The organism is Vibrio sp. MED222, assembly GCF_000153005.1.
Taxonomy (GTDB): domain Bacteria; phylum Pseudomonadota; class Gammaproteobacteria; order Enterobacterales; family Vibrionaceae; genus Vibrio; species Vibrio tasmaniensis_A.
The window spans coordinates 128,377-145,094 of record NZ_CH902606.1 but is presented as its reverse complement, the minus strand read 5'-3'; the positions used below and the strand labels follow the sequence as shown (position 1 = coordinate 145,094).

Genomic DNA, 16,718 nt, shown 5'->3' with positions numbered 1-16,718 from the left:
ACTCATTGAAATGCTAGTTAGACAAGGCTTAGTCGACCAAGATGCAACCGATGTGGCAAAGCACGACGCACTTGACCGCTACTTGAAGAATAAAATCAATTCCGGTTTTAAAGGTGACGCTCAATTCGGTAAAAAAGCACTTGAGCAACGAGCGAAAATACTTAAAGCCATAGAAAAAGGATCTGGTGTTAAAAAGGCGAGCGTCTTTGCGTTAGAAGTCGGCACCAAGCGTACCGATAAAGTACTCGCTCTGTTAGTCGATTTCCCTGATTTGAACTGGGATAACAACAAACTGACCGAAGAGCACACACAAATGCTCTACGAGAGCTACAACCCAGAACATTATCAAGAGTTGTTGTTTTCAAACTCTGGCTACACTGGGCCAAACGGCGAAAACCTAATCTCGATGCGTCAGTATTACCAAAGCGAATCTGGTGATAGTTACAGCGTTGCGGGCCAAGCTGCAGGTTGGTATCGCGCCTCTAAACCTGCGTCATTCTATGGGGGTAACTCCCCTACTACCGACAACGATCTCAACGCGCAAGAACTGGTTCGCGAAGCACTGAATCAATTGGCTCAAGATCCTAGCATCAACCTAGCCGATTACGATATTGAAGATCGTTACGATTACGACGGTGACGGAAACTTCCGTGAACCCGATGGTGTGATTGATCATCTAATGGTGTTCCACGCATCTGTTGGTGAAGAAGCCGGTGGTGGCGTATTAGGCCCTGATGCGATTTGGTCTCACCGATTCAACCTTGGTCGCACTCATGTACTTAAAGGCACCTCTAGCTCGCTTCCAGACCGCTTTGGTGGCCAATACGCAGCATTTGATTACACGATTCAACCGATTGATGCCGCAGCTGGTGTATGTGCTCACGAGTATGGCCATGATTTAGGCTTGCCAGACGAGTACGATACGCAATATACAGGCAAGGGTGAACCTGTCTCTTACTGGTCAATCATGTCTTCGGGCAGTTGGGCTGGTCAAATTGGTGGCACACAGCCAACGGCATTCAGCTCTTGGGCAAAACACTTCCTACAGAAGTCGATTGGTGGTCGTTGGATTAACGATGATCAAATCTCGATTGATGACCTAGAAGACAACCCACAGGTTTATACGTTGTTCCAAACAACGGATAACAACCGTCCTAACATGATTAAAGTGGATCTTCCAGAAAAACAGATCGAAGGTTTAAAACCGTTTGCTGGTGAGTATTCGTTCCACTCTCAAAAAGGCGATGACCTGAAAAACAGCATGACACGCAAGTTGGTGATTCCAGCCGGCGATTCTGCACTGCTTTCATTCAAAACTTGGTATGAAATTGAGAAAGACTACGACTTTGCACGCGTACTCGTGAATGGACAAGCCATTGCCGGCAACATCACCTCATTGGATGACCCGTACAATACTGGCCTCGTTCCTGCTATTGGCGGCGAATCTGGCGGTTGGATTGATGCTGAGTTCGACGTTTCACAATGGGCAGGCCAAGAAGTAGAGCTTTCGTTTGAATACATCACCGATGGTGGCTTGGCGATGGAAGGTTTCTATTTGGATAACCTCAGTGTAGTCGTTGATGGTGAAGTAACCTTAATAGACGATGGTGAGAGCAACTCCACCTTCGCCCTAAATGGTTACAAGCTGAGTAATGGGTTCCACCAAGCGCAACACTACTACCTGTTGCAATGGCGCAGCCACATGGACGTTGATGAGGGTCTAGCCAACATCAAACGCATGGGCCAACTGATCTCATTCGATCCGGGTTTGATTATTTGGTACGTAGACGAATCTCTGACTGATAACTGGGTAGGCAAGCACCCAGGTGAAGGTTGGTTAGGTGTGGTCGATGCCGACCAGAATGCAATGACTTGGGAAAAATCCGGTGAAGTCGCTCAAACTCGTTACCAAGTTCGTGATGCCGCGTTTTCACTCAAAGATCATACTCCAATGCGTCTTGTAAACAGCGACAATGATGTGCTCGAAGATACCAGTTTAGTTGGCAATGCTAGCTTCTCGGATGACCAAGATTACACATCGCCTCAAGCACCAGACTCAGGACGTATCCTGACGGAGTTTGGTTTAGCGGTCGATATTGTGAATCAGAGTGACAACAACGAATACGGTGTGGTTCGCTTATCTAAAGTAAGCCAACACAACGTCGCTCCTACTGCGAACTTCGAGCTTAATGTGACTGGCCTGAACGTTTCAGCACGTAACTTTAGCTCAGACCAAGACGGTGAGATCACCAGTTATCTATGGGACTTGGGCAACGGAACAACAAGTAACGAAGTGACACCAACTTGGTCTTACGAGCAAGCAGGTGAATACACGGTGAACTTGACTGTTGTCGACGACAAAGGCAATACCGATTCGTTCAGCTCCGTAGTGAGTGTTGAATCTCCAAACGCTCTTCCAGAAGCAAGCGCGAAGTACATTCACTTGGGTCGCTGGGTAACCATGTGGTCAACAAGTTCAGACAGTGATGGTCGTATTGTTGATACCGAGTGGACACTTCCAAACGGAAAGGTGAAACGAGGTCGCAGATTCACTTCAATCTTCCCTTCATACGGAAAACACGAGGTGACACTGAAGATAATCGATGACCAAGGCGGGATTACGACTAAGACAATTTTGGTCGACCTGTAAATCATTGCAGGCTCTGTCATGCGTATTTACAAAGTAAGCTTAAGTACTGTTGTCACAGGATATAAGCCAAGACAGCAGTTTTAAGAAAACGTCATTATTTAAGCCGTAAGCAAAAGCCCTACCGATTCGGTAGGGCTTTTTATTGGTCGCAATTTAAGATACTAGGGGTTTAGTCACAGTAAAAAACTTGCTGAACCACCATTCGATGAACCATTACACGGGCTGCTTTTGAATGCGTGATTTACGCGCACTGAATGCAAACAACAAAATTACGGCCAAAACGAATGGTAAAACGTAAACGTTAAGGTTTTGCCAACCTACTGTTGACTCCAACCAACCAGACAGTAGCGCCGTGACAGTTACACAACCAAACACAACAAATTCATTGAACGCTTGTGCCTTGGCTTTATTTTGAGCTTGATACGACTGGCTGAATAAGCCTGTTGCAGCGATGAACATAAAGTTCCAACCCACACCAAGCACAACCAAAGCCGCTCTAAAGTGCCAAATTGATACACCATGGATATTGATGGCAATACTCACCACAAATAACACGCCACCTGCAAGGATCATCATTCTTGAACCGAACTTCTCGATGAGGTAACCCGTAAAGAATGCAGGCACAAACATACCCAATACGTGCCACTCAATCACACCAGCAGCTTTAGTAAAATCGAATCCGCAACCAATCATCGCCAATGGTGTTGCCGTCATCAAAATGTTCATCACGGCGTAAGCAACCATGGCCGCAAACACAGCGCCAACAAAGTTCGGCGCTTTAACGATCACACTTAAAGGATCGGCTTTGGGAGCCTGACTATTAAAAGAGACCTTAGGAAACTGAATGGTTTGTAACAAGGCTAAAGCTAAGATGTTTAGGCCGATCAGCGAAGCAAAAGCACCAATATACAAACCATCTGCTGACCACTGTTGCGACATAATCGCCAAGTTTGGCCCTAATACCGCTGCTAAAACGCCACCAGCCATAGAGATAGATATCGCTCGATGACGGGCATTTTCATCACACACCTCGATTGCAGCAAAACGATAAAGCGTACCAAAACCAATACCTATCCCAAGCAAAAACGTGGCGAAACAAAACAGATAGAAATGTTGCTGAGATAACGCGTAAGTCGCAAGGCTTGCTCCGGTAATGCCAACTACATTGCCGATACTAAACCCTCGTTTTCGTCCTAATTTTCCTGAAATTAAAGATGCAGGAATAGTGGCTGCCATTAAGCCTAAAAACTGCAACGCAACAGGCAAAGTAATCATGCTGACACTGGGTGCAATCTGTTTGCCTATCAAGCCAATCACTGAGATCAGTAATATGTTGCCCGTCATCAACAAGGCCTGACACAGTGAGAGCAGCCAAACATTTCTATTCATCTTCGTTCCTAAATATGGGCACAGCTGGTCAATAGAACAAAAAATCAACAAAGTCGCAACTCTTTGTTACTTTTAATGAACTCACCAAAGCACTCAATTAAAGAGCCACGAGTCTCGACTTCGAAGTGTATTCCGCCAAAGGTGCTTTGATCTTCGTTGCTTTACGCTCTAGAGTTGAAATTATCATTACTTAAGATAATAATAATTTGGTGTTATTCAGAAGCTTTGTTGTTTATAGGCTTTGTTATTCACAGGCTCTGTTACTTATAAGCCTTTTTATCCATAGGCGTTAGCATTTAAAGGTGAGTATGATTAATCCACTTTGGCTCAATACATTTAAGACTCTGGTTGAAGTTGGTCATTTCACCCAAACTGCAGAAAAGCTGTATATGACACAGCCTGGCGTTAGCCAACACATCAAAAAGCTTGAGCAAGCTTGTAACTGTGACTTGTTATCGAGAGAAAATAAGAGTTTCGAACTGACCGAACAAGGTCGGATTATGTATCGCTACGCTCTTAAACTGGAAAAAGACCAAGAAGATTTATTCGAATCTCTGAGTTTCGACAATCCTTATTCTGGGCAATGTCATCTATCCTGTTCGGGTTCACTCTCTTTGCGTCTGTATCCCAAGCTTCTTGAACTGCAGCAGCAACATCAAGACCTGAGCATCAACCTAGAAGCGGCACCGAACAAAAAGATATTGAACGACCTAATCCAAGGCACCACCGATATTGGAATCGTCAGACATTCACCCAATGACAGCTATTATCAGAGCCAAGTTATTGGTAATGAGGCGCTGTGCTTAATCGTCCATCATAGTCTTGCTGACTTAGAGATTACCCCTGAAGCTCTGCACAATATCGGCCTCATAGCCCATCCAGACTCTGCTCATTACCTGTCTTTGTATTTTGACCTATGCGGAGATAAAGATTTAGCGAACATCAACATCAATGAGATCCCGAAGTCTGGCTACATTAATCAACTCCACCAAATTCTATTACCCGTATCAAAAGGGCTTGGGTTCACCGTGTTACCCGCAGGGGCTGTCGAAAACTTTCCAGACAAAGAGAAGTTGCATGTTGTGCCACCTAAAGTGAAGGTTGAAGAAACACTGTATTTGGTTCAGAAAAGAAATCGAAAACTGCCGCACAGATACAACACCCTTATCGATCTAATCAAACAACACGTCAGTAATTAATCCGAGACACAGAAAGAAGTAAAGCCTTTAGCTAGTTCGTTATTTCGCAGCAAGAGCTAAAGGCTTTAATGTTGGAGTGATGTTCAAAAGACAGCTACTCAGAAGCACTCAGAACCTCTTTGGCTCGTTCAAAGTCGTAATTATCTAACGCACTTTGGACATCTTTAAGAACTGCTGAATATGGATACTGTGCCAGTAATTCAGTCACGTATTGGGTCGCATCGTTATCATAAGCATCCAACAGCGAATACAACTTAGCACGCTGCTCTTGAGTGATATTAGGCGAATTCGATGCATCAGCGCTTCTCACCTCAGTTTCTTGAGTACATGCCGTTTCAACACCTTGAGCACCAGAGCCATCAAAGCTGCTCTCTACCGTTTTGATCAATTCGATTAACCCAAGCTCAGCTTGTTTAAGATCCTGCTCATCACACGCCTTGTTATGCGCTTTGCTTTCAAGACCACCGAGTTGTTCAGCCAATTGCAACCCGCCAATAGAAGCCGCCATGCTTTTTAACGTATGTAGGTTCCGCTCTAACGTCACCCATTCATCTTGCACTAGGTTGTCGAAGGTATCCGACATAATGTCAGGCGCCCCTTGGCAGAATCTACCAAGCATCTTCTCTTGAAGTTTCACATCATGATGAGTCAGCTGACCGAACCTTGGCAATGAGAAAACAGGGAGAACCATCAGAGTATCAGAGCTTAATGTCGAACTGTTAGAGCTGCTATCTTGCACCCTAACTAAAGGCGACTCTGATGACGCTTTACCTTCAACCAGAACCTCTGGCACGATGTATTTCGTAATCAAAGAGGTGGCTTTATCGATGATAATTGGCTTATCCAAGAAGTCCGTGACTCCAGCCTCTCGCGCTCGCTGTTTGGCATCAGCAAACACATTGGCCGACATCGCAATAATTGGTACATCTTTATCAAACTCACGAATCAAACGTGTAGATTCGAAACCATCCATGATCGGCATTTGCAGATCCATAAAGATCATCTCGTATTCGTTGCTTTGAGCTAACTCCAGTGCCTCTTTTCCATTCTCTGCCAAGTCGGCATTCAGATTAGAGCGGGTGAAGAATGCCAAGGCTAAGTCTTGATTTAACTCATTATCTTCAACGAGCAATACCTTTTGACCTTTGAACTCTATCTGGTAATCCAGTTGCAGCTCTTGGGCTTTAAACTCTGCCAATTCTTCAACACTTGATCTTGGCAATGTTAGAACAAACGAAAACTCGCTGCCTTGCCCGAAAACACTCCCAACACTAATTTGGCCACCCATTGCACGAACCAATTTCTGACTAATATTGAGTCCTAACCCTGTGCCACCGAATCGGCGCGTGGTTGTACTATCGGCTTGGCTAAATGCTTCAAAGAGCTTGTGTAGATTCTCATCAGAAATTCCTATGCCAGTATCGGCCACCATCACCTTCATAGTCAGACTGTTATCATCTGATTCAACAAGGGCTACAGTTAACGAGACACTGCCAGTTTCCGTAAACTTAATCGCATTACCAACAAGGTTAAGTATTACTTGGAACAGCCTTAATGGGTCACCAATCAACGGAGTGTTTAACTCTGGATCTATCGACATAGACAAGTTAAGTTGCTTCTCATTCGCTTTGGGTTCCATCAACTCAATGACATCTTGGAATGTCGTCACGGGATCAAATGGGATGCTATCAATGACAAGCTGTCCCGCCTCTATCTTAGAGAAGTCGAGGATGTCATTAATGATGCTTAACAGTGAATGCCCCGAACGGTGCACTTTCTCGATGTAATTTCGAGCGACCGGATTAGATATTTCGCCAATCGCCAGATAAGACAAACCAATAATAGCGTTCATTGGCGTTCTAATTTCATGGCTCATATTGGCTAAGAATTCCGATTTAGCTTGGCTCGCCAAATCGGCCCTCTGTTTCTCTTCTTCTAATTGCTCATTAAGGCGCTTCATTTCTGAAATATCGAATGCCCAAAATAGCGTGGCTATCTCGCCATCTAGCTCAAACAAATAATAGCTGACGAGCGCAACGAAACGGGTTCCATCAGGTTTTCTAAGCACCAACTCCCGGTTTACTACCTTGCCATTGAGCATTAGCTCCTTATGTACATCATCCCGAACGGATAAAGAGTCATGAATAGAATCTACATCGATAGAATCAAGATCAAGACCTTCAACCCCAAACAGCCGTTTCGCAGTATCGTTGGCATAACGAACTTTCTCTTCAAACACAACACTCGCGGCGATAGGAGAGCTGTTAAGCATATTATAGAGCTGCTCCTGAGCCTTCTTAAGCGCCTCTGTTGCATCATTGGCAATGCTTATTTGTTTCGAGAGTTTTCGATTCCAGAAAACGATAAGTAAAACGATCACCAAAGCAAAACCTGAAATGGTATAAACCAATTCATAGTCAACTCTTTCTATCGCTTTTGGCGCTGCCCACTTCGCCGATATCTTTTGACGTTCTTCAGCAGAAATGCTCTCAATCGCCTTATTCACAATGGAATAAAGCAAAGGTTCAGACTTAATGACGTGTAAGGTTGGAGAAAGGAAAAAATCAAGTCGTCCGATAATTCCGACCTCACGATGACCAAATGAATCAATGAGGTAGTTTAGGACTTCGACAGTATCGATCATGCCATCTAGGGTTTCATCATCCAGTCGGTTAAGCCCATCTTCAGTGGATTCTACTTTCACCCATTCAATATTCGGGTATTTCCCGACAATCGCATCGGTATTTGCTGCGTTCTTCAAGATACCGATTTTCCATCCTTCAGCTTCCTCAAGCACCAAGCTACTTATGTCTCGTCTCGATGCAATAGCTAAACGGCTTGAAAACAGGCTCTTGACTGCTTTGACGTTGTCTCCTAACGAACGGTTCTCTTGTGCTGCGGAGACCAGTTCTACTTCATGATGATCAACCAAGCTTCGGGTCTCAGACCAACTTGCAACGTCTACATGGTTGATACTTAACCCTGTTTTCTGCTCAATGAGCGTTAGGTAATCGTCAATCATACCGATGTATTCACCGGTATTGGATACCGCCTCATAAGGCAACGAATTTGGATCGATACCTATCCGAACATCCGGATTGTCTTTGATCCACTTCCTCTCTTTTTGGCTTAGATTTAAGATCTCTCCTGTCAAATTACTCGCTTGATAAACATCCGCAATATAGCGTTTCGCCGCATCTCCGAATGAACTAAATTGTTCGACTGATGGAAAATAAACATGGTTCCGCTCTAACGACTGAACATCAAAGTAGAAAGTCATCGAACCAGAATTGGTGCTCCCTCCTTTGGTTCGATAATTTGCGACCTTGGTGACTGATGAAAAGTGAGAGGTGTTTTTCTTCTCTCCATATTCATCAACTAGGTTACCGATGTACCAAGATTTGATTGGACGATTACTATTATCCGCCTGTGCAGTGATCACCTGAAATGAACTGTCCGTATCGAAAATTTCAAAAACTTCGGTTAACTCTTCAAAGCGGTCATTGACGATAAAATACGCGGATATTTGCGCTATGATATTCGCCTTTTTAAGCACTTGGCTTAGATCATTCTGAACCTGCATCTCGATAATTTGGCTTAAACCGTCATCGGCCTGTTTAAGGTTGTTAATCGCGGCATTGAAGCTGTCTCTGATTTCCTCACTCTTAAAGTCAACATAGATCGGATACTCAACTTTATACTCGTCATGTAACGTTAGCTCTGCCATTTCAATAAAACGAGTATTGGTGATAAACCACTCCAGAACTCTTCGTTCAACCATTAACAGGTCAACATTTTGAGCCCTCAATTGTGAGAATGCCGATTCAAGACCTTCGTAATCTTCGACACGACCAATGTCTAACTTACCCTTCAGTACTTCAACAGACTTTTTAATTGGTGAGGTCTCGTCGAACAATAACGCCCCTAGTGATAGGTCGTTCTGAGACTCAAGTTTGAGCTTGCGGCGAGTCAGTGAAACAGGAACAAACTCAACATTAAGAACTTTATCACTTAGGAAATGAGCATTAGGATCATCAAACTGAACGCCAGAAACAAAGGCAATAGAATTATTGTTGTCGATGGCCTTTCTAGCGGCACTAGGAGGGAGAGTGACAACGTCACCCAGCTTATACCCCATATCATTAAGGGCACGTTGAATAATGTCGTGTTCTAGCCCGACCGCGGTGCTGTCTGGATACATATACGGAGGGTTGCCAAAGCCAAATACGCCTTTTAGTGGCACTCGATAAGGAGAGGTATCTAGCCACTTTGATAAAATCTGGTTCTTATTTGCAACGTCAAAAGTTTCAATTTGTTTGTTGATTAGCGTCAGTAGCTCTGGTTCGTCATTTCGAATCACCATCGACGCTTCTAACTTTTTCCAATGCTCCAAAACATAGTTGACCGCTAGATCATGAACGCCAATCTTTTTCGCAAGATCCATAGTGGTGATAGGTTCACCGACCATGCCTTCAACATCACCAGACCCTAACGCACGCACCGCATCAATAACATTCTCAAAATCGACTCTTTCGATAGAGCTCAACCTCACTCCTGCACGCTCCAAGTCTATGTTTTCATTTACCATCGCAATGCGGCGTTTATTATTTTGATCTAGATTTCCATCGAGTTTTTTGTCGATAGGGACTATCACAGCCACCTGATAAGGAATATAGGGATCACTTGCAAGAAAACGTCCACCTTCACTTGGGTCGAACTGTTGGAATGGGAACACGTCGCCTCGCCCATCGACTAACGCCGCTTTGGCCTCGACGCGCGAGTTAACTGTGATAAACCGAACATGGACACCAAAACGCTGTTCAAGATCCAATGTCCAATCTTTGATGATCCCAGAAACCAGCCCGTCGTCATCGATGAATGAGTACGGGTAATGGTCGGAAAGCGCAATAAATGTGATGGTCGGTTGGTTTTCCAACCACTGGTTTAACTTAGCATCGGTCACTTCAGCCGCGTTTACACTGCGAATGACTAGTGACCACACCAATAAGCCAATGATAAGAGATAATACAAAACGATTTAGTGACAACATCAAGCCATCACTCATCGCTAAACTTCTCTTTAATCGCAAGAATCTCGGGCAACTTAAGAAAGAACAGATCAACGATAGTTGGATCAAAATGTTTGCCTTTCTGTTCTTCAAACAAGCTCAGTGCCTCATCGACACTCCAAGCCTTCTTATAAGGACGCTCTGCTGTCAGGGCATCAAACACATCAGCCACCGCAGCGATTCTTCCTACCAAAGGAATTTCTTCACCCGCGATCTGGTTTGGGTAACCGCTGCCATCCCATTTCTCATGATGATATTGCGCCACCTGAATCGCCATACGCATCAGTTTGGAATCACTCTGCCTACCAAGAATTTCAACACCGTACTCGACGTGTTTCTGCATGGTATTCCACTCACCGGCATCCAACTTACCAGGCTTTAGCAGCACACTATCGGGAATGCCAATCTTGCCAATATCATGCATTGGTGCTGCATCACGCAACGTCTCGGCATCTTCGTCAGTCATTCCCAAGGCTTTAGCTAGCACTTCACAGTAGTGACTCATACGCTTAACGTGCATGCCTGTTTCATTGTCTTTAAATTCAGCAGCTCTACCCAGTATGTTCAGTGTTTCTAGCTTACCGAGATTGATCTCTTGAGTTTTCTCTTTTACCTGACTAAACAACGCGCGTTGTTGGTCATAAAGTGCGATATGCGTTTTCACACGCTGGAGTGCAATAGCAGGGGTTATCGGTTTGGTTAGGTAATCTACAGCCCCCAAGGAGAGCCCTTTTACTTCGGCTTCAGGTCCAATTTTGGCAGTAACGAAGATAATGGGGATATGCGCGGTGTTGGGCTGTTCTTTGAGCTGTCTGCAAACTTTATAACCGTCAATATCAGGCATCATGATATCGAGGAGAATGAGGTCTGGCTGAGGCACCATCTTGGCTATCTTGATGCCAATGGTACCGTTAATTGCTACTTTGACTTGATAGGTATCTTTAAGTATTGCAGTCAACACATCCAAATTGCTTGGGGTGTCATCTACGACTAACACTATGGGTTTACGACTCATTGATACCTCGTATAAAAATCAAACAGTTATAAATATAGTGTAGAACGATTTTTAGAGGTTAATCAGAAAAAATAGCAATTGTTTATTGAAAATGAAGAGTAGATCTTCGAGTGACATCAAACCAACGTTTGTCGAAGTATGACCAGTCAATATTACGTCGATTAAGTCATTATAATACAAAGGAAATTATACAGATTACTTTTGAATCCAGACCTTTTATTAACAAAATACAAACTGGCAAAGACAAAAAGAACTCCTCACTCGGGAGCTCTTTTCACTTAAGTCATTAGAGAATCAAATAGCCTAGCGAACCAGCAACCTAACGACCTGAATAATACATACAGATTCGAACACCATCGAACTCACGAATCTCAAATGGGATCTCGTAGATCGACTCCATCACTGACTTTTCAACCACTTCAGAGACCTTGCCCGACTTAACCACTTGGCCCCTCTTCATCGCGACAATGTTATCTGAGTAACAAGAAGCAAAGTTGATGTCGTGAATCACAATAACCACCGCCTTATTAAACTCATGCGCTAGACGACGTAGCGTCTGCATGATTTCTACAGAGTGTTTAATATCTAGGTTGTTTAGTGGCTCATCCAAGAAGACATAGTCGGTATCTTGCGCCACTACCATTGCAATAAACGCCATTTGACGCTGACCGCCACTGAGCTCATCTAAGTATTTGTTTTGAATATCGGTAATACCAAGGTGCTCTAACGCCGTATCGACGACTTTATGATCTTCGTCTTTCAAGCGGCCTTGAGAATGTGGGAAACGCCCAAAACAGACCAACTCACGAATCGTAAATCGCATATTGATGTTGTTTGATTGTCTTAACACAGCAAGGTGCTTCGCAAGCTCTTTGGTATCCCATTCAGCCAGTAATTTATCGCCAATAACGACCTCGCCCGCATCACTTTCGGTTAAGCGACTCGCCATAGAAAGCAGCGTACTTTTACCCGCACCATTTGGGCCAATAATAGAAGTCACTTCCCCTTTCGGGAACATAGCACTGGCATCATCAACCACGAGTGACTTGCCATACTTCTTAGTTAAACCTGTTAATTTAATCACTACTTACTACCTTTACTGAATTCTGGTACGTAACAACAAGAACATAAAATACAAACCACCGACCAAGTTAATGATCACGCTTACTGTGGTTTCAAACGCCATTACTTTTTCGATAAACCATTGGCCTGAAACCAATAGAACGACCGCTAACAAACTGCTCGCGATGATAAGCACACGATGTTGATAAGATTTGAATATCTGACGAGCTAAGCTCACGGTGATTAAACCAAAGAACAACACAGGGCCAACCAAAGCAGTCGATACCGCGACCATCACTGACACAATCACCAAAGTAATCTGAGTCAGTCGCTTGGTGTTCACACCCAAGCTTGTTGCGTTATCAATACCAAGCCAAAGCACATCAAGCTTGGGAGCCAACAACCACAGGCCAAGCAAGCTCAAACCCAGTGGAATAAGGCTGAGGTAAACCAGTTCGCCTTTCACGTTATTGAAGCTTGCGAACATCACATTCTGCAGCACGGCAAACTCGTTCGGGTCAATCAACATCGCAAGGAAGTTAGCCAAGCTTGAGAATACGCTGCCGCACACAATACCAATCAACAACAGTGTAAATACGTTGTTTCGCTTGCTCTTGAAGTAAAAATGGAACAGCGCAAACGAGAACAAGATCATCACAGTCACAGACAATGAAAAGTTTGCGATTGAATCAATCACCCAGAAACTGGTACTGCCAAACACAAACAGAAGCACCGTTTGAACCAGCATATACAGACTGTCAAAGCCCAAGATGGATGGGGTTAGAATTCGATTATTAGTAATGGTTTGGAACACCAATGACGATGCAGAGATCGCCACCGCCGCCAACACAATCGACAGCAGTTTTGGTAGTCGCAAAGATAAGAAGAACTCGTAGTTATCCCACGTAAGTCCTTGCCCCACAAATACTGCCGCCATCCCCAAAGACGCGATAGCCAGAATCGCAATTTTTACTGAATCACGCATTCGACTTGTCTCTCATGATTAGGTAGATAAAAATCAAGCCACCAAAGATGCTGATTACCATCGAGATTGGTATCTCATAAGGGAAGATGACGATTCGAGCTAACAAGTCACAAACCAATACCAAGATCACGCCCCAATAGGCTGTCCAAGGCAGAATCTTCTTCATGTTATCGCCCATCATCAGCGACACGATATTCGGCACGATAAGGCCAAGGAATGGGATAACACCGACGATCATCACTACAGAAGAGGCGCAGATAGCAACCAATGCCACACCAATGAAGACGATCTTCTGATAATTGAGGCCAATGTTTTTTGCGAAGCTTTCACCAATACTTGCCGCACTGAACTGACTCGCAAAGTAATAAGCCAACACACATGCAGGAACCGCGAGGTAAAGGATTTCATAGCTGCCTTGCAATACACTCGCAAAGTTCGCCATCGTCCAAGCTGACATGGTTTGTACTAAATCGTATTTGTAAGCGATAAAGGTTGTTAGAGAGGAAATAACGTTGCCATACATGATGCCAATCAAAGGTACCAACACCGCATTCTTGAACTTCAAGTGTTGTAGAAAGCGGACCAATAGCATGGTGCCTAACACCGCAAACGCAAAGATAAAGCCTAAGTAGCTCCATTGAGCGGCATTACCCAGCACCAGAATACCGACGATGTACCCCAACATAGCGCAATCAATCGTGCCCATCGTAGAAGGTGCAGCAAACTTATTCTGAACAATCTGTTGCATTATCAAGCCAGCAACACTCAAGCCAGCACCGGCAAGCACAATCGCGAACAGTCGAGGGATCCGACTAACAACATAAATAGAGTTGGCGTGTTGGTTGCCATTGAAAAAATCGCTAAAACTGATCTCAGCGACTCCAATCATTAATGACGCAACGCATAACACAACAAGAAATACAGCAGCTGCAATGGGTTTTAACATAGAAGTAATACTAAAGGTAGGATCGGGGAGACCGTATAAAAAAGTGAAAAAGGGCTTATAAGAACACTCTTATAAGCCCGAGAATCTGATGACTAGTAACTATTGAATCGTACGTTCAATGTCACCCAACATTCTGTGAATCGCTGTTACGCCGCCACCTACCAGATACCAAGCACTTGAATCAAGGTAAACGATGTTGCCTTGCTGCGCTGCAGGTGTTGCTGCAACCAGTGGGTTGTCAAACAGCTGTTGTGCGCGCCCTTCTGATTTGCCAATCGCTTTTTCGCGGTCAAGCACGTAAAGCACTTCAGGTTTTGCATCAGCAATATATTCAAACGAGATTAGATTGCCGTGATTCCCTTTAATCGGAGCCACTGTCGTACTCTTTGACTCCACAAAGCCAAAGTCATCAAAGATGATTGAGAAGCGACTGCCCTTATTGAACATCGCAATGTTGTTGCCGTTGTTCATTAGCATCATTGCTGACGTTTCGTCAGACGCGACTTTGTCGTTAACCGCCGTGATAGAAGCTTGAGTCTCTTTAATGAGCACTTCTACTTTAGCTTGCTTACCAAAGAGCTTGCCTAGCGCGCGCCAGTTTTGCTGAGCATCAGCCCAGTATTTGTCACCTTCAATAGAGAACATGATGGTCGGAGCTATTTTTGCTAGTTGATCGTAAACCTTAAGCATACGGTTTTCCGCGATAATAATGTCAGGCTTCAACATGTAGATAGCTTCAAAATCAGGTTCACTCAATGAGCCCGTATTTGCCGTCGTATCTTTGTACGAAGCTAGATAGTCAGGCATTAGGCTGTGAGGCGCGCCAACTGGCTGTATACCAATCTGATCAAGCACATCCAAGCTACCAAAGCCAAGTACTACAACGCGCTGTGGTACTTCGGTAAACTGCACCGTGCCCTTTACGTGTTCAATAGTGATTGTTTCCGCTTGAGCGGTCATTATCAATGATGATGCAAGAGCGATAGCAAGCCCACCCAATAACTGGCGAACTGAATTGATTGTTTTCTTCATGTGTCTTCCTTTGCCATGGATACAAACCACCACTCATGACAATAAAAGTCACATTACTCATAGATGAGCATGGGGCGTACACAACGGCTAAATAACGATAATTTAAAGTCTGTCATTGCTTTGACAACAAACTTGTAACGCAAGTGAGAACTATTATCAATTATATTTGCGTTAAATTAGCGACACAACAACTTTATTATTCAGAAATGTAAAAGTGAGTATTCATGTTTTGCGTAGTCGGGAGAGATATTAGGAATCAAAAATAGCAAAAAGCGCGAAGAGGAAAATGATCATCAATCTGAAGAAAAAACTGATGGGGAAAAGTGCCCGAAAGCCCTGTTATTACAACGCTAAACCTCCTAATTACAACGCTAAACCTCCTAATTACAACGCTAAACCTCAGAGTCACGAATTATGATTTACAATGTAAAGACCATGTATAACAGATGCTTAACTACCACTAAGTTAATACCTCAATTAAAACCACCAATGACAAAGAATACGAAGCGGTGCAAAACCGAGCCTCAGTCAGATACCATGGTCAATCCCCTGTCCTTCGTTCATTTAACTATCAATAAGCGACGGCAAATCATTCAAAAATATTTTTAAATTTAATTAGAAATAGGGTTGTAATTTAAAAAAACTAGGCGTACAGTTCGCCACCTGGCTCTAATCTATAGAGCTGTTAATGCTAAAGTAAGTCCAAGTTCCACATAGACAGTTCTCGATTCCCTCGTTACACCATCTCTGCGTCAGCTTTCACCCAGATAGTCATTCAATAGCTTTTAAATTCGATCCTACTACCGATCTCTCGTCATTCGCTCTTTTATCAGCGAAGTCAGAATAGATCGATCACTTAAATACAAATGTAATAAACACAAGGCACAGTTATGTCACGCAGAACAACACGACAAACCCATTGGTACCAACTATCACGTGAAAAAACAGTCAATAAACTAAAAGGTAATAAATGCTCAAGATTAAAATAGACTTACACAAAGAAGAGATTTCATGGGTCACCGAGATTCGACAGCTCAATAGCGATATACTCCACCGCCACATATTGCCCAAGCTACAACATCACAGTTATCTCATCGACTTTGAATTTAATGAACGAGAAAGCATCGGAACTATCGTTTCAGGCAACGGAAACACCCTAGGACATTTCACACTCCTATAGCATTTCCCATCGGCTACAAAAAGAAACACCGTTTAGTCCCAAAGATGTAAAAGATGTCACCCTCAATTCGCTTTAGCAGAACAAAATAGAGTAGAAGTAAAACAGATCAGAAACCTAGCCCTTTTTGCATTTCACACGCGGCTAACGCTAGCTAGGTTATCGTGCTTCTATTGAAACCAACTTATATCAAAC

General features: G+C 43.7%; 10 protein-coding genes. 3 read left to right on the top strand and 7 right to left on the bottom strand.

All coding sequences use genetic code 11. The annotated features are described in order from the left end of the window. Positions 1–2,650 (top strand): immune inhibitor A domain-containing protein (locus MED222_RS20545; RefSeq protein WP_009844859.1); only part of this gene is annotated, 2,650 nt, incomplete at its 5' end. Between the two features lie 213 nt (positions 2,651–2,863). On the opposite strand, the gene MED222_RS20550 is transcribed toward MED222_RS20545, so the two are convergent. Further along, positions 2,864–4,039 (bottom strand): MFS transporter, encoded by a 1,176-nt coding sequence (locus MED222_RS20550; protein WP_009844858.1) that lies wholly within the window; start codon positions 4,037–4,039, stop codon positions 2,864–2,866. Between the two features lie 308 nt (positions 4,040–4,347). Here MED222_RS20550 and MED222_RS20555 point away from each other — a divergent pair, with 308 nt between their 5' ends. After that, positions 4,348–5,238, top strand: coding sequence for a LysR family transcriptional regulator (locus tag MED222_RS20555; protein ID WP_009844857.1), 891 nt, complete (start codon positions 4,348–4,350; stop codon positions 5,236–5,238). Positions 5,239–5,332: 94 nt separating this feature from the next. Here the strand turns inward: MED222_RS20555 and MED222_RS20560 are convergent, their stop codons facing one another. From MED222_RS20560 to MED222_RS20585, 6 genes are all read right to left on the bottom strand, one after another. Further along, positions 5,333–10,303 (bottom strand): ATP-binding protein, encoded by a 4,971-nt coding sequence (locus tag MED222_RS20560; RefSeq protein WP_009844856.1) that lies wholly within the window; start codon positions 10,301–10,303, stop codon positions 5,333–5,335. Then, complete coding sequence (locus MED222_RS20565; protein WP_009844855.1) at positions 10,296–11,321, bottom strand: HD-GYP domain-containing protein; 1,026 nt, start codon at positions 11,319–11,321, stop codon at positions 10,296–10,298. The genes MED222_RS20560 and MED222_RS20565 overlap by 8 nt, the downstream gene beginning before the upstream one ends. A 319-nt stretch (positions 11,322–11,640) precedes the next feature. Next, positions 11,641–12,405: an iron ABC transporter ATP-binding protein gene (locus tag MED222_RS20570; RefSeq protein WP_009844854.1), complete on the bottom strand. Its 765-nt coding sequence runs from the start codon at positions 12,403–12,405 to the stop codon at positions 11,641–11,643. Positions 12,406–12,417: 12 nt separating this feature from the next. Further along, entirely contained in the window at positions 12,418–13,368 is a 951-nt protein-coding gene (locus tag MED222_RS20575) for an iron chelate uptake ABC transporter family permease subunit (RefSeq protein WP_009844853.1), read from the bottom strand. Continuing rightward, the gene (locus MED222_RS20580; RefSeq protein ID WP_009844852.1) at positions 13,361–14,314 is read right to left on the bottom strand and encodes an ABC transporter permease; all 954 of its coding nucleotides are present in this window, start codon (positions 14,312–14,314) and stop codon (positions 13,361–13,363) included. Before MED222_RS20580 ends, MED222_RS20575 begins: the two co-directional genes overlap by 8 nt. 99 nt (positions 14,315–14,413) lie before the next feature. Then, the gene (locus tag MED222_RS20585) at positions 14,414–15,346 is read right to left on the bottom strand and encodes a siderophore ABC transporter substrate-binding protein (protein ID WP_009844851.1); all 933 of its coding nucleotides are present in this window, start codon (positions 15,344–15,346) and stop codon (positions 14,414–14,416) included. 970 nt (positions 15,347–16,316) lie between these two features. Here MED222_RS20585 and MED222_RS20590 point away from each other — a divergent pair. Further along, the gene (locus MED222_RS20590) at positions 16,317–16,526 is read left to right on the top strand and encodes a hypothetical protein (RefSeq protein ID WP_004731601.1); all 210 of its coding nucleotides are present in this window, start codon (positions 16,317–16,319) and stop codon (positions 16,524–16,526) included. The last annotated feature ends 192 nt before the right edge of the window (positions 16,527–16,718 follow it).